A 21183-nucleotide genomic window follows, 5' to 3' on the forward strand; every position below is an offset into this window, starting at 1 on the left:
TTCGTACCTCGCAATGACGCTTTTTTATTGCTTCTAAGACAATTTTCACCTTACTTCGAACTTAAAACTAACGACTTAATACCAAGCAAAAAAACTTTCCGGAAACGATTGCATAGTTTTAATTGGGCATATTCTTTTTTTGTAGTTCAAGGTTGAGTAATCTTGTTAACAGGTTTAATTTCTCTGTAAAGCAGCCAATTGACATTTTACCACCAGCCATGGCAACGGGCACAAATAACCAATAATGAAAAAAGTATTTCTGCAATTATTGTTCATTGTTACCTGCTTCAACACGTTTGGACAGCAAACCATAGTTAAATACTTATCGGGCACTGACAAGGACCATACCGTGCAATGGAATTTCTTTTGTACCGACGGACGAAAGAGCAGACAATGGACAAAGATTGCGGTGCCATCCAACTGGGAATTACAAGGTTTTGGCACCTACAACTACGGGCACGATAAAGTTAAGGGCAACGAACAGGGTTTATACAAACATGAATTTACCGCCGGCAACTGGCAAAACAAAAAGGTGTTCATTGTTTTTGAAGGCTCAATGACCGATACCAAAGTGATGGTGAACGGTAAACAAGCCGGCCCGGTACACCAGGGTAGTTTTTATAGGTTTAAGTACGATATAACCGGTTTAATAAAATCAAACGCCCAAAACCTGCTCGAGGTTACTGTTGATAAAACATCGGCAAACTCATCAGTAAATGATGCAGAACGCCGTAATAGTGATTTTTGGGTATTCGGCGGGATTTATCGCCCGGTTTACCTGGAGATTGTTCCCGAAACTTTTATTGAAAGGCTTGCCATAAATGCGAAAGCCGACGGCTCTTTTCAGGCTGATGTATATCCGCAAAACTTAAAAGGCGATGAAACCATTGAAGCGCAGGTACAAAAACTAAACGGCGAAAAGGTAGGCCCGTCCTTCAGCATAAAAGCAAATACTACCGATGAGCATCTCGAACTAAAATCAAACTTCAATAAACCCCTATTATGGAATGCCGAGTTTCCAAACCTTTACCAGGTCGTTGTGGCGATAAAAAACAAAAAGGGTGTTGTTCACAGTGTCAATCAAAAATTTGGTTTCCGCACAGTTGAGTTAAGGGTTAATGATGGCTTATATGTAAACGGTGCCAGGATCATGATGAAAGGCAGCGACCGTCACAGCTTCTGGCCTGAAACCGGTCGTACGTTAAGCCACGAGATCCAGTTAATGGATGTTAAGCTGATGAAGCAGATGAACATGAATGCAGTACGGATGTCGCACTACCCACCTGATGCTGATTTTTTAGATGTATGTGATTCATTAGGCGTGTATGTACTTGATGAGCTAACCGGATGGCAGGCCAAATATGATACCATTGTAGGGAAAAAACTGGTAAAAGAACTGGTAGTTCGGGACGTTAACCACCCGGCTATCCTGTTTTGGGATAACGGCAACGAGGGCGGTTTTAACCGTGGCCTTGATAATGATTATGCCTTGTACGATCCTCAAAAGCGTACGGTGATCCACCCATGGGAAAAATTTAATGGTACCGATACCAAGCATTATCCCGATTATAATTACATGGTTAATGCAGCGGCTAACGGGCAGGAGGTATTTTTTCCTACCGAATTTATGCACGGTTTGTATGATGGTGGTGCCGGGGCCGCGCTTGATGATTTCTGGGTACAGATGGTAAAACACCCACACGGAGCTGGCGGTTTTATCTGGGCGTTTTTGGATGAAGCAGTCATTCGTACCGATAAAAACGGGATTTATGATGCTGATGGCAACCATGCCCCCGATGGCATTGTTGGCCCGCACCGCGAAAAGGAAGGCAGCTTTTATGCCATCAAAGAGATTTGGTCGCCGGTGTACATTGACCCGCAGCCTATTGATAAAGCCTTTAACGGGAAAATCCCGGTTGAAAACAGGTATAGCTTTACCAATCTTAACCAATGCACCTTTAAATGGCAGCTGGTTAAATTCCCATCGGCCAATGCCAAAACAACTGCTGCTATTGTAAGCGCTGCCGGTTCAATGGCGAAGCTTGATCTTAAACCCGGTGAAAAAGGCACGCTTAACCTGGCGCTGCCTGCAACATGGGCAAAAAACGACGCGCTGTATCTTACCGCATATGGTGCTGATAAAAAAGAGATCTTTACCTGGAGCTGGGCGTTGAAAACACCTGCCGCTATTAACAAAATCGTTGCCTCACCTGCTAAATCAGAAATTAAAATTACCGATGATGGTCAGCAGCTTCAGGTTCAATGTGATGGCATCATATATTATTTCGATAAAGCCACGGGCTATATTCAAAAAGTGGTTAAACCATCGGGCACTGTTTCTTTATCGGGCGGCCCTGTTTTGGCAGGCGTAAATACCACATTAAAGCAGTTCAGCAATAAAGCTATTAAAGGCGGTTATATTGTTAAAGCCGATTATGATGGCGCCGCGTCCCTGCATGTAAAATGGACTTTTACCCCGGGACAACCTGCCAAACTGGAATATCAATACACTCAAAAAGGCGATGCAGATTTTATGGGTATCACTTTTAACTATCCTGAGGAAAAAATCACCGGGATGAAGTGGCTTGGCCGCGGGCCATATCGTGTTTGGAAAAACAGGCTCAAAGGTCAGCAATTTGGTGTTTGGCACAAAGCCTACAACAATACCATCACCGGCCAAACCTGGGGCTACCCCGAATTTAAAGGTTACCACGCCGAGCTTAACTGGGCGGTGATCGAAAATAAGGAATCACCTTTTACAGTTTATACAGCCGATAAAAACATCTACCTGCAAATGCTGCACCCGGCAAGGGAGCAGGCCGCACTTGAAAACAACAATGTTGAACCGGCTTTTCCCGAAGGCAGTATCGGTTTTTTAAATGCAATAAGCCCAATCGGTACCAAGTTCCAGGCAGCTAAAGTAATGGGGCCGCAAAGCCAGACTAATCATGCCAGCGGTGAGCCTATAAACGGTACCCTGTGGTTTGATTTTACGCATTGATCATTGAAAACACTAAACCAATCAATAAAATAAAACCCTTATTCCCCGGTAACCCAATGTCATTATTTAAGGAAAATCCCCCAGAGGGGGAACAGGTTTGTAGTAACATAGATTCCCCAAATAACCGTGCCAGAGGTACGGAACACCGGGGTTGTGTACCTCTGGCACACTAAAACGTTCATTTATTTTATTTCTACAAACCTTTTGCACCTCTGGTGCAACCTGTCAATTCCTTAAATAATGACATTGCCCGTTAACCGTCGTCTTCCAATAAAGTTGCCTTGGTTGCATTACCGTACACATAGCAGGTAATTTCAAATTTAATATCTGGTGCAACAAACTCTACAGGTTTGGCCAGCGGCAAAAGCTGATAACCGGGCTGATTTTTTTGAGATCAGCTTTGGTATACATCGCTGTATACTTCCATCATTTCCAGGGCCTTTTCCACCATACTTTTCGAGCCTATAAATATAGCTGAACGCTGGTGCAGTTCTCTCACTTCAAGATCAAGGATCCTCGTTTGCCCATCAGAAGCAGCCCCGCCGGCTTGCTCAACTATCATAGCCATGGGGTTGCATTCGTAAATGAGCCGCAATTTTCCGTTGGGAGCGGCGGTGGTTGCGGGGTAAATAAAGATGCCGCCTTTAATCAGGTTGCGGTGAAAATCGGCTACCATGGATCCGATGTACCTCGAACTGTATGGCCTACCGGTAAGCAGATCCTCTTCCTGGCAGTACCTGATGTATCTTCTGACACCCTCAGGGAAACGGATATAGTTCCCTTCATTAACGGAATAAATCCGGCCATGGTCGGGGATCATCATATCAGGATGTGACAGGCAGAATTCGCCCAGGGATGGGTCGAGGGTAAAACCGTTTACACCATTCCCTGTAGTATAAACGAGCATGGTTGATGAGCCATATATAATATAACCTGCGGCAACCTGCTGATTTCCCTTCTGAAGCACATCTTCCGGCCTGACCATGCCGCCTGTGCTAACCCGCCTGTAAATGGAGAATATAGTACCGATCCCCACATTAACATCGATGTTCGAGGAGCCGTCGAGGGGATCAATGGCAACAATATACCGGGCATTTCCCAAAATCCCGGGGTCGATAGCGATAAGTTCCTCGTCTTCTTCAGAAACAATCGCACAGCATTCACCTCCCCTTTTTAAAGCAGTTATAAACTGCTCATTTGCATAAACGTCAAGGCGCTGCTGGCATTCCCCCTGGATGTTTACGGTGCCGGTCTCCCCAAAAACTCCGGCGAGGCCTGCTCTGTTAATTTCCCGGTTAACCACTTTTGCCGCGATACCAATGTCTCTTAACAAGCGGGACAGCCCGCCTGTTGCACAAGGAAAATCAGCCTGTTTTTCAATAATGAACTGATCTAAGGTTCTGAATTGCTGCTTCATTGCTGTTTGCTTTTTTGCTTTATACTTAAGAAACCCATTCGTGTACAGGCTGGCTAACCCGGGGTTGCCCGGCTTCGGCAGCGCTGATAACTTTTACTGTTTTCATAAAAGAGTCGGGGGTTACGGAGATGCTTCCAATCCCCTCTTCCACCAAAAACCGGGCGAAATCGGGGAAGTCTGATGGCCCCTGGCCGCAGATCCCCACTTTAACATTCATATCCCGGGCGGTGCGGATCAGGGACGAGATCATCATTTTTACAGCCTCGTTGCGTTCATTGTACAGGCCGGCAACCAGGGAAGAATCGCGGTCAAGCCCCAATACCAGCTGGGTTAGGTCATTGGAGCCGATGGAAAAGCCGTCAATGTATTTACCAAATTCTCCGGCAAGGATGATATTTGAGGGCAATTCAGCCATGAGGTAAACTTCCAGTCCTTCTTCGCCCCGTTTCAAACCATATGCTTCCATGGTTTCGTAAACTTTTAACAACTCGCCAACAGTACGGCAGAAGGGGATCATGACCGTAACATTGTCCAGGCCCATTATTTCCCTTACTTTCCGGATGGCTTTGCATTCCATACCGAAAGCTTCCCGGTAGGCATCGGAATAATACCTCGAAGCGCCGCGCCAGCCTATCATAGGGTTCTCTTCTTCCGGTTCAAAATATTTGCCGCCCGGCATATTTGCATATTCATTGGTCTTAAAATCGGAGAAACGAACGATGACCCTGTTTGGGTAAAAAGCCGCAGCAATCCTGGCTATACCGTACGATAATTTTTCGACAAAGAATTCTTCACCTCCGGCATATCCCCTGGTTTGCTCCGCGATATAGCTGCTCAGTTCTGCATCGCCAAGACTTTCATGCTTAAGCAGTGCCATGGGATGAACTTTAATATAATTGTTAATAATGAACTCTTCACGGGCCAGCCCAACACCCTGACTTGGATAGTGGGCATAATGTAAGGCCATTTCCGGGGAGGCGACATTCATCATCACCGGTGTTTTAATTTCCGGCAGATCAGCAAGCCTGTGTTCTGTTTTTTCGTAACCGATCTTACCGCTGTAAATGATCCCGGCCTCCCCTTCTGCGCATGAGGCAGTAATTTCCATTCCTGTTTTTAAAATACCGGTAGCATTTCCGCAGCCAACAATAGCCGGTACCCCCAGCTCCCGGGCAACAATGGCGGCATGGCAGGTCCTGCCCCCTTTGTTGGTGATAATGGCGGAAGCTTTTTTCATTACCGGCTCCCAGTCCGGGTCGGTCATGTCGGTAACCATGATATCGCCTTCCTGAAAACCGATGCTGTGAATCCCGGTCTTATCCAATCCTTCCAGTAAATGAACTTTCCCGGAGGCAATTTTATCACCAACGGCAATGCCTTTGAGCAAAACTTTTTCATGACGGCCTTCGTCATGTATCTGATAGGAGATGATAGCGCCCTCCTCCCGGCGCGAGTGGATTGTTTCAGGCCTGGCCTGCACAACAAAAAGCTCACCCGAGATCCCGTCAACAGCCCATTCAATATCCATGGGGCACCATTTCTTTTTAAGGACGGAGTAATAATCCTCAATAATAGTTACCCAGCGGCTCAGCTCAAGTACCTGACTCTCAGTAAGGCAGAAAGATGCGGCTTCGGATACGGTGGTCGGAACAATTCTGACCGGTTCGGCGGCCGTTGTTCCGTAGATCATTTTCTGATGCTTTTGCCCAAGCTTTTTTTCTATGATGGAGTTAAAGCCCTTGTTCAGCAGGGGCTTAAATACGATAAATTCATCCGGGCTCACCGAACCCTGAACAATCATTTCGCCCAGCCCGTACGAGCCGTTAATGACGATCACATCTTTGAAGCCGCTTTCTGTATCCAGTGAAAAAGCAACGCCTGATACGCCCAGGTCAGAGCGTACCATTTTTTGTATACAAACAGATAAGCCCACCTGGAAATGGTCGTACCCGAACATTTTACGATAGCTGATAGCCCGGTCGGTAAACAGGGATGCGAAGCAGTTTTTGACTGCGACCAGTAAATTTGAAGTACCGCTGATGTTCAGGTAAGTATCCTGCTGGCCAGCGAAAGAGGCGTCGGGCAAGTCTTCTGCAGTAGCAGAAGAACGGACTGCCACATCAGTATTTTCCTGCCGGTATTGCAGGCAGAGCTGCGCATACCCTTCGCTGATCTGTGAAGCCATCTCCTCCGGAAAATTGCCTTCCCTGATCAATGACCTGATTGCCGATCCGCATGCTGCCAGTTGCTGCAGGTCATCAGTGTCTGTAGCGTTAATCCTGTCACGGATAGCACTATCCAGTTGGTTAAAAGCTATAAACCTGTGATAGGCAGAGGCGGTGACGATGAACCCATCCGGAATCCGGATCCCTGATTGTCCCAGGTACTGAATCATTTCGCCGAGGGATGCATTTTTACCGCCAACGGTCTCTATATCCTTAATAGCGGCTTCCGCTAATCTGAGGGTGAATTTTTCCTGCTGCATAATATCTCTTTTTTTAGTAAAGGTATTTTGGCAGCCATGCTTTAAATGTGTAAATCTTATTTAAAAATGATAGTATATTATCCATATATTGACTACAATTACATTATGTAAGTAATATAGCATGGATTTTTTTTTCAGCAGAATTTCAGGAAACAGCGAACAATCCTTCAGCCTGAAGGAATCATCGCTTTATCATGGGCTGAATGACCTGCATGACCATAATGAGGTTGAATTGATTTACATCATAGAAGGAAAGGGTACGATCATGATCCATGAAAAACTGGAGCAGCTATTGAGCGGCACGATGATCATGATTGGCAGTAATGTTCCGCATATGCTGCGGTTTGAATCGTTTGGCTATCTGAAGCCTTTGACTAAAGTGGGGAAATTTGAATTGCCTGTCCGCCTGCTTACCTTACATTTTAATCCTCAAACTTTTGGCAACACTTTTATGGCCCTGCCAGAAAATTACCTGATCAATCAGTTGTTCAGCGACTGCATGAATGGCCTGATCATCCACCCAAACGAGCATACTGTGATCCTGGCGCAACTGAGGGAATTAATGAGCGCACCAAAATATGACCACTTGCCTTTATTGATAAGATTATTTAACGGCATCGCCCTCAGTCAGCAGCATACCAGCTTTACTTCGGCCCCTGCGGCTAACACCTACAACAAACTGGATGAACAGCGGCTGACTAAAATTTATTTATATACCCTGAATAACTTCACCAAAACCATTAAACTAAAGGATGTGGCCGCTATTATCTATATGAGCCCGAATGCTTTTTGTAAATACTTCAGGGCCCTTACCCATAAAAGTTATTTTGAGTTTTTACTGGAGGTAAAAATAAACTATGCCTGCCGGTTGCTTAAAGAAACCGATTACAGCATGGTAGTTGTTTGTTATGACTCGGGCTTTAGTAACCATTCTAATTTTAACAGGCATTTTAAGAAGATCACCGGACAAACACCCTTAGAATACCGGAAAACGAACCAGCGCTCCGTTCCCGCATTGTAGCGCAAATTTGCATCATATAGATAACCTTCTTGCGTTTCAGCAAAATCAATTATAAGTACCCTCCCAATCCAAAGGTTCCGGAAAGAGGTTCCTGTATGCTTCTGCCCCAAACTGGTCAACAAAACGCGACCATTCCATAATATAGTCTTCACCCCAGCCCATATTCCAGAACATTCCTCCCCTGTCATTATTAGGGAACATTATCCAGGGTGGTAAAATCAGGTCCGGGTCTTTTGAAATTTCAAGCAGTTGCTCCCTTACATGCATTAAAATTAACCCAAGCTTATTTTTACCGGTACCATCCCCGCCATCGGCCCAATAATTGTCATTAGGGTTATGTTGTATAATCGTAGCATCGCCCGTCTCTAACAGGATCTTTTTTAACCGGTGATGCTGGAAAAATTTCGCCTTTACCGCTTTTAGCATGATCGCATCCTTCACATCTTCCCAATCAGGCCTTAGCTTGTGTTGAAGCTTCGAGCTCAAATTTGCTACATCCTGCGGTGCTTTCATTACCTTAATCCGGTCCCATAAATTAACATCTTCAAACTTTATCGATTGAACATAATGCTCAACCGTGGGCCAGATTTCATTCAACAGAATTACAGGGGTATAGTAAAAGTTAGAAAATTCGCCGTAAGGTTCCGATGGCTTAAAAAATTTAATTTCTTCCATAATTTATTAATTGCAATAAGGCGAATTTTATTTTCGTTCAAAATAACACTTTAAAACATATTGTAGCAACCGGTATTTACTATTACCAGGTTGAATAATGATGCATTACTAAACCTACGCTACATTTTTGGATTGACAATCTCTGCATAATCCCGCCTGGAAACGAACCGGATTGAAAGCAGGATCAGCACGAGATCAACCGATACGAAAACAACCTTCGAAGCCGGATCATGACTACAGATATGGGCAATTAGTGCAGACACCATGGCGATAATAAACCCCGCATACACCCACTCCTTTATACGCACCGGAACCCGGGGCACCAGCAATACAATAGCACCAATTACTTTTGCTGTTACCAATTCAATCCTAAAATAATCAGGAAAGCCAAGAATTTGCAGATCGCGGGCATGGGAGTAAGAAAAATAAGCACTGAAAAGCATAAAGAAACTGATAAATCCCCTGACAAACCAGTATCCTGTTTTTTTATTGTTGTTCATGTTTTGTATGTATTTTATCTCCGGTTAATAAGCAATCTCAACAGTAGCTTTATAAGTTTCCTCATTAGCTATATTGGCAATTATAAAATGAGCAACATCCGCCCGGGAGATTTTCAGGCCATTTTTCAAAAAGGTATTGAGTGCTATCCTATAATTTCCGGTTGTGGGCTTGTCTACCAGTTGAGGAGGCCGAATGATGGTCCAGTCCAGCCCGCTTTCCTTAACCCTCGTTTCCATAATCCTCAGATCAGCATACATATATTTCAGCAGCTTTTGGATCACATACCTGGCAAGCAACCTGGCAAACAGAGGAAGCACAGGACTAACATCAAGGGCTGAAGCAGAAATAAAAAACACACGTTTCACACCAACCTTTTGCATGGCCCCTAAAATATTAACCGCACCTTCAGAATAAAGGCTTGTCGGTTTATCGCCGGTAATTCCACCGCTAACACCAATCGCCGATATCACCGCGTTTGAATGCCCGACATATTCAATAAATGATAACGGATCAGTAACGTCTCCTTTAACGATCTTCAGATTAGGATGAGCGAGATCGAGTTTGGAAGGTGTGCGCAGTACGGCCGTAACATAATGGCCATTAGCAAGCGCCTCATTGATGCACTGCTTGCCAATACCGCCATTGCCGCCTAATATTAAAATATGAAAAGATGATAATGCTTGTTCCTGTTTCATAATGAATTGATTTATTTAATCCGTTTCCTGGTACCTGTATTGCAGTCTTAAAATCAATTGAACTTGAATATGCTTAACAGGATAATAATAAAGAAGATGAACAGCTGGGCTATATGAAACCTTTTCAGGTTCCCCCTGATCCTGTCCATTAGTTGCGGCAGCCCGGCTTCGTTAAGATCAATGGCTTTTCGCAATTTTAATCCCTGCCGCCGCCCTACCAATATCCCATTGGCAATCAATACCAGCACAAACCCGAATTTTATCCTGAACCAGAGTTGTTCGCCAAAAACGCCATGGGTTAAGGCCATCATACCTATTCCGCTAAGTACCAGCAAAGCAGCACCAATACCTATCAGGCGGGAAAACTTATTAAGGAACAGTAAAACGCCGGACGACTTCTCCCGTTCGCGGTCATAAAGCTTCCAAAAGGTTTGATAACCAAAGTAATCGATCAGGGTGGTCCCGGCCATAACCACCAATGCCGCCAGATGCACAATCAGCAGGCTTGATAATAAAATTGTTGTGTTCATCAGTTGTCGTTTAAAAGTTTAAATTAAAACCAAATGGTTTTAATTTAATACAATATTATACCATTTGGTTTTAAAAAACAAATACTAAATGCTTTTTACATAAATTTGCTTCCAAATGGTTTAAAATGAATAAAACTGTAGAACTGGTTATGCAATGGGGGGCTTTTGAAGAACAATTCCCTAAAGCCTCTTTAGAAGACTTTTTTCGTTATCAACTGGCTATAGCAGAGAAGCCAGTACCCGCTGTTGAACAGGAAGGGAAATTGATACCTCCACTGGACGGGCGGCTATTGATCCTGTTGAGGAGGATAGGCAAGTTCCATATGGCTTACTCAAACAAGGCACTCGAGGGTACAGGTTTCGACCAGATCGAGGAGTTCGGCATCCTCGTAACTATCCACAATATGGGCAACCCGATTAAATCTGAAGCCATTTACAACAACATCATTGAATTATCCAGCGGTACCAATATGTTGATCAGGATGAAAAAAAGAGGACTTGTTACTGAGGATGAAGACATCGACGATAAAAGAGTAAAAAGACTAAAAGTAACCCCGAAAGGTGAGAAAGCACTCCAAACGGCGAAAGAACAGGTGCAGAAAGTAGCCTATATGATGCTGCATGACCTAAGCGATGGAGATAAGCTGTTATGCATTCAACTGCTTAAACCAATTGATAAGCGATTTTCGGGTATGTATCAGAAACAAAAAAATAAACCTTTTGATGATATTTATCAGGAAAACATCACGTAACTTAATCATTTGCAGGTTTAGTTGCGATAGTATCCTGTATTTGGACCAACCTGTAATTCCTCTGCCCTATTAATAAGCTCATCTTAATAAGCTCATCTATGATCCGGGCTGCAAATTAATGCCCTGCGCCTGCATTGAATAACTTATCCTATTAGTTGATTTTTATAATCGCATTTTAAATTTATAATTTCCCTGTAACTATATCCGGCAAAACGAGGTCTTATATATTATGAGACTGATTCAGGCATTTCTTTTAACCTTGTTCACCTTTTTAATATTCAACCTTGCCAATGCACAAACCACAGGAGGTAAAATCTCGGGCACTGTTTTAGATGATGCTAAAAAACCGCTTGATGGTGCAACTGTGACCCTGCTCGTTGCAAAAGATTCGGCAGTGGTAAGTACCCTGCTTGCCAACAAGGATGGCAGCTTTACTTTTCAAAACTTAAAAGACAATACCTATATCATAAAAGCAACCTATATAGGCTATAAAAGCTACCGCAGCGAGCCTGTTATCAGCCGGCAAAAACCGGTTAACTTACCGGCAATTATTTTAGCAACGGCAGGCAAAGCCCTGAATGAAGTAGCCGTGACCGCTAAAAAATCATATATCCAGCAAAAAATCGACCGCACAGTAGTTAATGTGGGCGCGCTGATATCCAATACCGGCGCTAATGCACTGGAAGTACTATCAAAAACCCCGGGCGTGCAGATAGATGCTGATGGTAATATCACTTTTAAGGGAAAAAGCGGCGTATTGGTAATGATAGATGATAAACCTACTTACCTTTCGGCCTCAAACCTGGCTACTTACCTGCGTTCTTTACCCTCTTCGGCATTGGATCAGATCGAGCTGATGGATAACCCGCCGGCTAAGTATGATGCTGCCGGCAATGCAGGCGTGATCAACATTAAAACCAAGAAAAACACCATCAAGGGATTTAATGCTGTAATATCTGCCGATTATGCGCAGGGCTTTTATAGCCGTACCGATGAGAGCATTAACCTCAATTATCGCATCAACAAGGTTAACCTGTTTGCTAACCTCGCTTATAACGGGCAACATACATACAGGAGACTTGAAATTGACCGGAATTATTTTGATGAAAACGGTGTACAAACTTCCTCATTAAAGGATATTTCGTATTTCAGGCCTATAAGCAACAATACCAATATTAAGGCCGGAATGGATTATTACGTTTCGCCCAAAACTACCTGGGGTGTGGTATTTACCGGAACCATATCCCGCGACCATGATAACAGCCCGGTATACAGTTTGTTATATGGCCAAAACGGCGGATTGGACTCGACTATCAATACCATGAATACGTCCAAAAACAAATTTGACAGTAAGGGCATCAATCTAAATTATACCCATAAGTATGACAGCACCGGCCGGACGCTTACTTTTGACCTGGATTACATCCGCGATGTATCGGGCGGAAACCAGTTATTTGTGAATGATACCTATTTACCCGACGGCACTTTAACCAATTCACGTACACTCCATGATGACCTGCCTTCAACCATCAATATTTACTCTGCCAAGGCCGATTATTCCCATCCGCTTAAAGGCAAAGCCAAACTGGAGGCCGGCATTAAAAGCAGCTATGTAAATACCGATAATGCCGCCAATTATTTTAATGTGATTGATGGTGAAAGCACTATTGATTACAACAATACCAACCGGTTTTTATATAAAGAGAATATCAATGCGGCATACATTAATTTTAATAAAACCCTGGGCCGGTTTTCATTACAAACGGGCTTACGGGCCGAGAATACCAATGGCATTGGCCACCAGTTAGGGAATGCACAAAAGCCCGACTCATCATTTGCCAATCATTACACCAATCTTTTTCCAACTGCTTATTTTTCGTACAATCTGGATACGGCCGGGCACAAGGTGCTGGTTCTTTCATACGGCCGTCGCATAGGCAGGCCTAATTATGGGAGTTTAAACCCCTTCACTTTTTTTGTGGATGAGTATACCTATTTTTCCGGCAACCCCTTTCTGAAGCCCCAGTTTACCGATAATTACAAACTGGCCTATAGTTACAGGAGCCTGTTTACCTTTGCTGTAGCCTATAATTATACAACCGATGTACAGAATGAAACCATTCACAAAAACGGCAACATCTTTATCAGCACCACCGGCAACATAGGGCAGCAAAAAACGCTGGATTTTTCGGTCAATACCAATTTTCAGCCAGCCAAATGGTGGTCGGTTAACCTGTATACCGAGGTATACAATAATACTTACCAGGGCGAATTTTACACGGGCCGTCTCCATCAGTCAAAATATACATTTTCAGCCAATGGAAACAACCAGTTTACCATATCAAAAAGCTGGAGTGCCGAATTAAGCGGTTTTTATAATACCAGCGGCACTTACGGCCAGTTTGTTTCTATTCCTACCGGCATGCTCAACGCGGCTATCCAGAAAAAGATCCTGAACAACAAGGGATCCATCAAGCTAAATATGCGCGACGTTTTTAAATCGTTTAGTCCAAGCGGTACCATTACCAATATTGTGGGCGCTACCGCAACCTATCACAATTTTGTGGATACACAAGTGGCAACCCTGGCGTTTACCTATAATCTCGGTAACTTAACCCATTCGGCCCCTAAACGGGATACCGGCGGCGCCGAAAGCGAACAAGGCAGGGCGCATTAACCGAAACAGGCTAATCATTTCTTATCACTGCTCCCGCAGTATTATTGTTACATTAACAGTTAAAAACGTTATTGCTTTTTAATCCATTTCTTCGATATTTGGTTTAGTCGTGCATAAGTGCCGGCTTTACCAATTTACCTTTTAATCAGCAAAAAATACAGGCCTTCGCCAAGGTGAAATGCCCGCGTTTTTTGCACAGAAAAACAACCTGCAAATCAAACTATTTACCACATGGAAAAATCACGCCGTACTTTTATCAGGCAGGCCGCATTGGCCGGGGCCGGGATCATGTTTGCCCCCAAAAGCTGGAGCGCACAAAGTTATAAGCGTATCATTGGCGCTAATGACCGTGTTAGAGTTGGGGTGATAGGCTTTTCAGACAGGCACAAAAGCTCGCACGTACCCAGCTTCATGAACCATTACAAGGAGCTCAATTTTGATGTGGTTGCGGTTTCTGATATCTGGAACAAACGGCGTGAGGAAGGCGCAGCCCTGTGGAAGGATAAAATGCAGCATGATGTAAAAGCCTACCGCAATAACGAGGAATTGTACGACAGCAAAACGGTGGATGCCGTGTTCATCAGCACTGCCGATTTTCAGCATGCGCGTCATTGTATTGAAGCGGTAAAAGCTGGCTGCGATGCTTATGTAGAAAAGCCTTTTGCCGAAACCATGGAAGATAACAAAGCCGCCTTAAAAGCGGTAAAGGAATCGGGTAAGATTGTGCAGATCGGTTCGCAACGCCGGAGCGGCGCTAATTATCATGCCGCCAATGATTTTATCCGTTCGGGTAAGTTTGGCCCTATCACTATGGTTGAGCTTACCTGGAATGTGAACCAGCCCGGACGCTGGCGCAGGCCCGAACTATTGAGCCAGCTTAAGGAACAGGATACCGACTGGAAACGTTTTATTATGAACCGCCCTTACGAGGATTTTGATCCGCGTAAATACCTGGAGTATCGTTTGTTCTGGCCATACTCATCGGGATTAGCTGGTCAGTGGATGAGCCACCAGATTGATACCGTACACTGGTTCAGCGGTTTAAAACACCCGCGCAGCGTAGTTGCCAATGGCGGCATTTATATGTGGAAAGACGGGCGCCGCAACTGGGATACCATATTGGCCGCGTTTGATTACGGTCCGCTTGATGATCCTTCAACCGGTTTCCAGGTTACTTTTGGTTCGCGGATGCATAATGGCGATGAGCATCCGGCCGAGATCTACTACTCTAACGGCGGCGAACTTAACCTTAATACCAACAAGGTATCGCCCGAAGGCGGCCTTACTCAGAAAATGGCTGATGCTATGCACATGAACGCCAATCTGCTACCAGAGCTTAGCCTGGCCAATACCGAAAAAGTTGTAGCATCGGCCAATACCGGGGGCGATATCCTTACCTCAAACCATGTACGTAACTGGATGGAATGCGTGCGCAGCCGCAAACAACCCAATGCGCCGGTTGAAGCAGGTTACAGCCATTCCATAGCCAATATCATGACTAATGCAGCGGTACATACCGGCTACAAGGCTACTTTTGATGAAGGCACACAAGAGGTAATGGCTAACGGGAAGGTGTTTAAATATTGATAATAGATATTCGGAAGAAATAAAAGCGGGGAATTGTGCGATTCCCTCCCCTGGGAGGGTGCAGGGAGGGGTTTCATCAGCCAGATCATTCGTTTGAAATGTCGTATAAACCCCTCCCCGCCACCACACATTCCCAACGCACCCCTCCTGAAGGAGGGAATAAAAAACCGCCTGAACATTAAGACTCTTTGTTACCGATAATACATAACCCTGTGTAACCTTACATCAAACAATGAAAAACATAAAAAAATGGGGCCTTGCCTTTGCCGCCAATATCCTGCTGCTACAAATGGTACAAGCACAAAAAGCCGAGCCGGTAACAATCATTAAAACGGCAAATAATAAAATAGATATCCTGATTGGTGGAAAACCATTCACCAGTTTCCTGTACCCCGATACTTTGGAGAAGCCGGTGCTTTATCCAATCCGTTCGGCAGGCGGTACGCTGGTAACGCGCGGCTTTCCATTGGCTACACGCCCGGGCGATCCTACAGATCATCCGCACCATATTGGTTTATGGTTTAATTTTGAAAACCTGAACGGGCTCGATTTCTGGAATAACTCCTACGCTATCCCCGCTGCTAAAAAGAGCGGCTACGGCTGGATCCGTACCGACCGGATCCTGAAAATGGAGAACGGAACAAAAGGCATACTGGCCTACCACGCCAACTGGACAAACCAGCAAAAACAGGTGATACTGGAAGAGAACACCCGTTTTGAATTTAGCGGGAACGGGCAGGAACGCATCATTGACCGTATAACTACACTAACTGCAGATATGGATGCCTTTTTTAAAGATGCCAAAGATGGGATGCTTGGCTTGCGCCTGGCCCATGAGCTGCAAATCCCGGATACTGCCGACCAGAAATTCACAGATGATAAGGGCAATATAACCGTAGTAAAAGGCGGCGCCGATAAAGTAGCCAACGGCACTTACCTCACCAGCGCAGGCAAAGCCGGTAATGATGCATGGAGCACCCGCGGCGTATGGTGCAAGGTATACGGCAAAATGGGAGCAGATTCGGTAAGCATTGCTATTATTGATCATCCGCAAAACCCTAATTACCCTACTTTTTGGCATGCGCGCGGCTACGGTTTATTTGCCGCCAATCCGCTGGGCGAAAAGATATTTACCAATGGTAAATCGGAAAAGAACCTTACTTTAAAGAAAGGCGAATCGGTAACATTCAGGTACCGTATTATTATACACAATGGCAAACAAACCAATAGCAGCGCCCAATTAAATGAGGAGGCCGCAGCTTTTGGGAAAATGAGGTAAACCATTCAAGTCAGCTTTCAAGGCGTAGAAGATTTCTCCTCACCCACACACATTGCCCCAACAGGTTCGTTCGAAATGACAATTTTTTTATTCGTTTTTACAATCATTTGCACCGCTGGTGCAAATGATTGTATCATACCTATTCGCTTTTCAAACTTTTAACCGGGCTTGTCAACGCTGCTTTTATTGTTTGGATACTTACTGTAAGCATGGTGATAACCAACGCTGTGATACCGGTTAATACAAATACCCACGGCGAAATTCCCGACCGGTAATCGAAATGCTGCAGCCAGCTATTCATCATATATATTGCTATTGGCGTGGCTACCAGGAGCGAGATAAATACTAAAACTATAAAATCAGCAGTTAACAACCGCCAAAGGTTGAAAACGGTTGCGCCAAGCACTTTCCGTACACCTATCTCTTTTACACGTTGCTCGGCCATGAAGGATGCCATGCCAAATAAACCCAGGCAGCTGATAAAGATAGCCAGTGCAGCAAAGAACCCGGCCAGCTTGCCTATGCGCTGCTCATTACCGAATTTTTGAGCATATGCCGTATCTACAAAGCTGTATTGAAAAGGTTGTTCAGGATTGAATTGTTTAAAAACCTGCTGGATACTTTCAATAGCTTTTCCCGCGCTCATTTTGGGATTTATGCGTAGCAATACTGTACCGGCAGCATCCTTATTAAAAAAATAAATGCAGGGCTTTACCTGTCCGTATGGCGAATCGACGATGATATCGTTGATCACACCAATTATTTTGAAAGCATGCCCGTAATAGGTAATACTGTTACCCACGGGGTTCTTCATTCCCATAAACTTTATTGCCGACTCGTTAACAACCACAGCTGATGAATCTGTCAGAAAATCTTTAGAAAAATCCCGGCCTCCTTTAAATTGCCAGCCTGCGGTTTTTCCGTAATCAACCGAAACACCATTTTGCTGAAAGTCCACACTTAAGTTCGGATCCTTCTCTTTCCATTCAATAGCGCTGGTGCTGCCAGCGTTTTGCGTAGGGTTTACATCTCCTTCAGCAACAGAAACCACTGCACCGGTTTTATAAAGTTCGTTCCTTACTGCTGTAAAACTTTTATGAACCTGGTCGGTACCGGGGTTAACCGCTAACAAGCCATCGCGACTGTAACCAACTGGGCGGTCTTTTGCAAATTGGATTTGCCTGAAAACTACTATAGTACCAATAATCAGCGTAATTGACACTGTAAACTGCAGCACTACAAGCACCTTACGGGGAAGTGCCGCCAGTTTTCCTGCCCTGAACGCCCCTTTAAGCACCTTTACCGGTTGAAAGGATGACAAATAAAACGCCGGATAGCTGCCTGCGATGAGCCCGGTAAACAAGGTAAAGCCCAGTCCCAGCAGCCAGAATACAGCACTGCCCCAAAGGATGGTCATTTGCTTTTCTGCCACTTCGTTAAAAAGAGGCAAGCTTAACTGCACCATAAGCAATGAGAGTACAAAGGCCAGCGCAACGCATAATACCGACTCACTGAAGAACTGGTAAATAAGCTGGCTCCGGGCCGAGCCGATGGCTTTTCTAATCCCTACTTCGCGCGCCCGTTTCTCCGACCGTGCAGTGCTCAGGTTCATGAAGTTGATGCAGGCCAGCAGCAATACAAAAACACCGATTATGCCAAACATCCATACATATTGAATGCGACCACCTGTATTTTTGCCGTCTTTAAATTCATCGTACAAATGCCATTTGTTCATAGGGAATAAAAACAGCGCAGGCTTCTTTTTGGCAAGTACAGCGCTTACATTACGCAGCTTCGCATCTCTTATTTTTAAGGATAAAGCAGTGAGATCAGCATTTGGTTGTGTTTGCACATAAAGGGTACAGAAGTTGAGCCTCCATGGCTCACTCATCGATTTGATATCATTAGCTGTAAAACCCATGTCCCAGGGGGCAATAAAACTAAGACCGGCAAATGTGGCATTCTGGGGCATATCTTCAAATACACCGGCCACCTTTGCATTATAATGGTTATCTATTTTTAAAGTTTTGTTTATCGGGTCGGCATCGCCGAAGTAGGCTTTTGAAGTTGATGCCGATATTAAAATTGAAGTAGGGTCCGTAAGGGCATTACGATTGCCTTTCACCATTTGCAGCGTAAACATTTCAGGTCCGCCTGCTTCCATAAACACGCCGGTACGGGTTAATTTTTTATTATCCAGCGCAAGCATGTGATCGCCATAGCCGGCACTGTTTACTACCTGCTTAAAAAGACTGCCATAGCTTTTCCGCAGCTCGGCCGCAAGCGGAAGCGGCACAGATTGCCAGGTTTGCTCTTCGCCATTGTTGGTAACGTTTTGGATTACCTGGGCAATGGTTCCGCGGTTTTTATGATTGTTATTAAAAGAGAGCTCGTCCCAGATCCAAAGCCCTATCAGCATGGCTACTGCCATACCAACAGATAATCCTGCAATATTGATAACAGAGTGAACCTTGTTTTTTATAAGGTTACGCCAGGCAATTTTCAGATAGTTTTTGATCATAACAATAATTTTAATTGGCCGTTGATGATTGAAGACAATTGTTACATGGAATTGCATAACATACATGCCAAAACAACAACAACCTAATATTCAATAAATTACAACAAACCAAAAAGCGCAAAACCGTTCATATACGAACGGTAGGTGTCCGCTTATAAAAAGTCGATGATCTATGTGTAGTTGCAGCTAAGAACAGCCTAAAAACAAAAAGAAATCGTCATTGCGAGGTACGAAGCAATCCCAAACTATACAAAGTGGCTCTGCTTATCGGGGATTGCTTCGTACCTCGCAATGACGGTTTGGGATATATTATTTCTATTAAATCAAATTCAGACAGCTTCTAAGCAGTTTGAAAAAGTCATACAAAATAAAAGCCGGTGCATCAGTCACGTTACACCGGCTTTTATATCAGATCAGGAACAGATTAAATTACTTAAGATCGTGGTTTAAATCCCACATCTTTAAGCTTTTAATCAAGGCTTCGCCATCAGCAAAAGCAGATAAACCTGTTGCGTCTTTATCAGGATAAACCATTGTTGAGATCACCTTTTCACCGTCATTACCAAATACTTCCAGTGATGACCTGTCAACCAATACCTTAATCTTAACAATACCGCCAACCGCTTTCATAGGGGCCGTTTGCACCAGGTTTTCGGGCGATTTATTGTTTTTTTCTGAACCTGTACAATCCACAAAAAGCTGTTGTTTTTCGGCATCATAGCCAACCACTACCTTTTTATCAGTACCTGCTTTTTCAACTAAGTTAAACCCTACCCTTTTTGCGCTCCTGATATCAAACTCGGCATCTATCCAATAGGCATTTCCATCGCCCTGTAGCTTCAGATCAGAACCGCTGATTGTAATATTCTTCTTTTCTAAAGCTTTTCCCCGGGCATATCCAGGCAAGGCCTTAGTTACAAATACCGATGGCAACTGGTTAAGTACCAATCCATCATCGGTTGTTTTTAATGAAAGATCATGCGGGATAGACATTTGCCCTTTCCATGGATAAGTTTCCTGTCCGCCGTTTTGTAGCCAGCCCAACAGGATCTTTTTGTTTTGCGGGGCGTCCCGCCAGGCTATCGCCGCATAAAATGCATCGCCATAATCAACCTTTAGCACCTTGCTGTTATCATTAAGACTTTTGAAAGTCGTACCGTCAAAATCGCCAACAAAATATTGGATCAGCGGGCCGTGTTCACCACCCGATGATACAAAAAGCACCCATTTGATATTTGCTGAATTACCATCAACCACCAGCGGTAATAACGACGGGCATTCCCAGCCGTTTCTGGTAAAACCTGCCGGGCCGAAATCGCTTAGCTTAGTCCAATCTTTTAAATTTTTGGAACCATAAAACCTCACAAGATGCTCATCAACCATCGATACGGTCATGACCCATTGTTTGGATGACTCATGCCAAAAAACGTTTGGATCACGAAAATCATGCATATTCAAATCGATAACCGGATTTTTAGCGTATTGCTTATAGCTTAAACCGCCATCGTTACTATAGGCAATAAACTGTGATTCCTTTTTTTGTTTGGGCTGATCGGCAGTAAAAATGGCTACGAGCGGTGGCTTACCGTTTATACCAAATCCGCTGGTGTTATTTTTATCCAGTACTACCGAGCCTGAATAGATCCAGGTGGTAGTATCTTTCGTAACAACTTCGGGAATGGCCACAGGTAAATATTTCCAGGTTATGAAGTCCTTACTGGTGGCGTGCCCCCAGCTCATGTGCCCCCATTTATTTTCAAATGGATTGTGCTGGTAGTATAAATTAAATTCGCCGTTCAAAAAGATCAATCCGTTTGGGTCATTTGTCCAGTTGGCCTGCGGCGTAAAATGGTATGCAGGCCGCCAGTGTGGTGTAGGTGTTCCCTTTTCCTGGGCAAACGCGCTCCCGGTCATCGTGATCAATCCCAGGTACAGTAATTTAATTTTATTCATATTTTATAATTCAATAGTCTTAAATATTATTTGTTGGCTGGCTTTGCTTTACCTCCCGACCAAAGCAACTTATACTTGCAACAGCTCCT

14 protein-coding genes are annotated in these 21183 nt (G+C 44.3%); 6 read left to right on the forward strand and 8 right to left on the reverse strand.

All coding sequences use genetic code 11. The annotated features are described in order from the left end of the window. The first annotated feature begins 244 nt into the window (after positions 1 to 244). On the forward strand, positions 245 to 3001 hold the full coding sequence (locus ACFFGT_RS08675) for a glycoside hydrolase family 2 protein (RefSeq protein ID WP_377022126.1): 2757 nt from the start codon (positions 245 to 247) through the stop codon (positions 2999 to 3001). Between the two features lie 394 nt (positions 3002 to 3395). Here the strand turns inward: ACFFGT_RS08675 and fbp are convergent, their stop codons facing one another. Together fbp and ppsA are read right to left on the reverse strand one after the other, a co-directional pair. Beyond that, positions 3396 to 4418 (reverse strand): class 1 fructose-bisphosphatase, encoded by a 1023-nt coding sequence (fbp, locus tag ACFFGT_RS08680; protein WP_377022127.1) that lies wholly within the window; start codon positions 4416 to 4418, stop codon positions 3396 to 3398. A 25-nt stretch (positions 4419 to 4443) separates the two neighbouring features. Then, positions 4444 to 6903, reverse strand: coding sequence for a phosphoenolpyruvate synthase (gene ppsA, locus ACFFGT_RS08685; RefSeq protein WP_377022128.1), 2460 nt, complete (start codon positions 6901 to 6903; stop codon positions 4444 to 4446). A gap of 121 nt (positions 6904 to 7024) precedes the next feature. Here ppsA and ACFFGT_RS08690 point away from each other — a divergent pair, with 121 nt between their 5' ends. Further along, complete coding sequence (locus ACFFGT_RS08690; protein WP_377022129.1) at positions 7025 to 7924, forward strand: helix-turn-helix domain-containing protein; 900 nt, start codon at positions 7025 to 7027, stop codon at positions 7922 to 7924. A gap of 45 nt (positions 7925 to 7969) precedes the next feature. Here the strand turns inward: ACFFGT_RS08690 and ybiA are convergent, their stop codons facing one another. From ybiA to ACFFGT_RS08710, 4 genes are all read right to left on the reverse strand, one after another. Beyond that, positions 7970 to 8599 (reverse strand): riboflavin biosynthesis intermediates N-glycosidase, encoded by a 630-nt coding sequence (gene ybiA / locus ACFFGT_RS08695; protein WP_377022130.1) that lies wholly within the window; start codon positions 8597 to 8599, stop codon positions 7970 to 7972. Positions 8600 to 8718: 119 nt separating this feature from the next. After that, positions 8719 to 9099 carry a DoxX family protein gene (locus ACFFGT_RS08700; protein WP_377022131.1) on the reverse strand — a complete coding sequence of 127 codons (381 nt, stop codon included), beginning with the start codon at positions 9097 to 9099 and terminating at the stop codon, positions 8719 to 8721. A 24-nt stretch (positions 9100 to 9123) separates the two neighbouring features. Next, the gene (locus tag ACFFGT_RS08705) at positions 9124 to 9795 is read right to left on the reverse strand and encodes an NAD(P)-dependent oxidoreductase (RefSeq protein ID WP_377022132.1); all 672 of its coding nucleotides are present in this window, start codon (positions 9793 to 9795) and stop codon (positions 9124 to 9126) included. Positions 9796 to 9848: 53 nt separating this feature from the next. Then, the gene (locus tag ACFFGT_RS08710) at positions 9849 to 10325 is read right to left on the reverse strand and encodes a hypothetical protein (protein ID WP_377022133.1); all 477 of its coding nucleotides are present in this window, start codon (positions 10323 to 10325) and stop codon (positions 9849 to 9851) included. A 125-nt stretch (positions 10326 to 10450) separates the two neighbouring features. Between ACFFGT_RS08710 and ACFFGT_RS08715 the strand changes: the two genes are divergently transcribed. The 4 genes from ACFFGT_RS08715 to ACFFGT_RS08730 all read left to right on the forward strand — a co-directional run bounded on the left by ACFFGT_RS08715 (position 10451) and on the right by ACFFGT_RS08730 (position 16620). After that, on the forward strand, positions 10451 to 11077 hold the full coding sequence (locus ACFFGT_RS08715; RefSeq protein WP_377022134.1) for a MarR family winged helix-turn-helix transcriptional regulator: 627 nt from the start codon (positions 10451 to 10453) through the stop codon (positions 11075 to 11077). A 229-nt stretch (positions 11078 to 11306) separates the two neighbouring features. Then, positions 11307 to 13754, forward strand: a complete 2448-nt coding sequence (locus ACFFGT_RS08720; protein ID WP_377022135.1) for a TonB-dependent receptor — start codon at positions 11307 to 11309, stop codon at positions 13752 to 13754. 231 nt (positions 13755 to 13985) lie between these two features. Then, the gene (locus tag ACFFGT_RS08725) at positions 13986 to 15341 is read left to right on the forward strand and encodes a Gfo/Idh/MocA family protein (RefSeq protein ID WP_377022136.1); all 1356 of its coding nucleotides are present in this window, start codon (positions 13986 to 13988) and stop codon (positions 15339 to 15341) included. A 232-nt stretch (positions 15342 to 15573) separates the two neighbouring features. Further along, complete coding sequence (locus ACFFGT_RS08730) at positions 15574 to 16620, forward strand: DUF6807 domain-containing protein (protein WP_377022137.1); 1047 nt, start codon at positions 15574 to 15576, stop codon at positions 16618 to 16620. A gap of 139 nt (positions 16621 to 16759) precedes the next feature. Here ACFFGT_RS08730 and ACFFGT_RS08735 read toward each other — a convergent pair whose 3' ends face one another. Beyond that, positions 16760 to 19141: an ABC transporter permease gene (locus ACFFGT_RS08735; protein ID WP_377022138.1), complete on the reverse strand. Its 2382-nt coding sequence runs from the start codon at positions 19139 to 19141 to the stop codon at positions 16760 to 16762. A gap of 429 nt (positions 19142 to 19570) precedes the next feature. Beyond that, on the reverse strand, positions 19571 to 21094 hold the full coding sequence (locus ACFFGT_RS08740) for a glycoside hydrolase family 32 protein (RefSeq protein ID WP_377022139.1): 1524 nt from the start codon (positions 21092 to 21094) through the stop codon (positions 19571 to 19573). Between the last annotated feature and the right edge of the window lie 89 nt (positions 21095 to 21183).

The sequence above is a fragment of the Mucilaginibacter angelicae genome, assembly GCF_042434235.1.
Taxonomy (GTDB): Bacteria; Bacteroidota; Bacteroidia; order Sphingobacteriales; family Sphingobacteriaceae; genus Mucilaginibacter; species Mucilaginibacter angelicae.

Excerpts from the sequence above, each read along its gene's own strand:
- ACFFGT_RS08705 (WP_377022132.1), bottom strand. The coding sequence starts at position 9,795 with ATGAAACAGGAACAAGCATTATCATCTTTTCATATTTTAATATTAGGC.
- ACFFGT_RS08690 (WP_377022129.1), top strand. The coding sequence starts at position 7,025 with ATGGATTTTTTTTTCAGCAGAATTTCAGGAAACAGCGAACAATCCTTC.
- ACFFGT_RS08715 (WP_377022134.1), top strand. The coding sequence starts at position 10,451 with ATGAATAAAACTGTAGAACTGGTTATGCAATGGGGGGCTTTTGAAGAA.
- ACFFGT_RS08725 (WP_377022136.1), top strand. The coding sequence starts at position 13,986 with ATGGAAAAATCACGCCGTACTTTTATCAGGCAGGCCGCATTGGCCGGG.
- ACFFGT_RS08710 (WP_377022133.1), bottom strand. The coding sequence starts at position 10,325 with ATGAACACAACAATTTTATTATCAAGCCTGCTGATTGTGCATCTGGCG.
- ACFFGT_RS08675 (WP_377022126.1), top strand. The coding sequence starts at position 245 with ATGAAAAAAGTATTTCTGCAATTATTGTTCATTGTTACCTGCTTCAAC.
- ACFFGT_RS08740 (WP_377022139.1), bottom strand. The coding sequence starts at position 21,094 with ATGAATAAAATTAAATTACTGTACCTGGGATTGATCACGATGACCGGG.
- ACFFGT_RS08700 (WP_377022131.1), bottom strand. The coding sequence starts at position 9,099 with ATGAACAACAATAAAAAAACAGGATACTGGTTTGTCAGGGGATTTATC.
- fbp (WP_377022127.1), bottom strand. The coding sequence starts at position 4,418 with ATGAAGCAGCAATTCAGAACCTTAGATCAGTTCATTATTGAAAAACAG.
- ppsA (WP_377022128.1), bottom strand. The coding sequence starts at position 6,903 with ATGCAGCAGGAAAAATTCACCCTCAGATTAGCGGAAGCCGCTATTAAG.
- ACFFGT_RS08720 (WP_377022135.1), top strand. The coding sequence starts at position 11,307 with ATGAGACTGATTCAGGCATTTCTTTTAACCTTGTTCACCTTTTTAATA.
- ACFFGT_RS08735 (WP_377022138.1), bottom strand. The coding sequence starts at position 19,141 with ATGATCAAAAACTATCTGAAAATTGCCTGGCGTAACCTTATAAAAAAC.
- ACFFGT_RS08730 (WP_377022137.1), top strand. The coding sequence starts at position 15,574 with ATGAAAAACATAAAAAAATGGGGCCTTGCCTTTGCCGCCAATATCCTG.
- ybiA (WP_377022130.1), bottom strand. The coding sequence starts at position 8,599 with ATGGAAGAAATTAAATTTTTTAAGCCATCGGAACCTTACGGCGAATTT.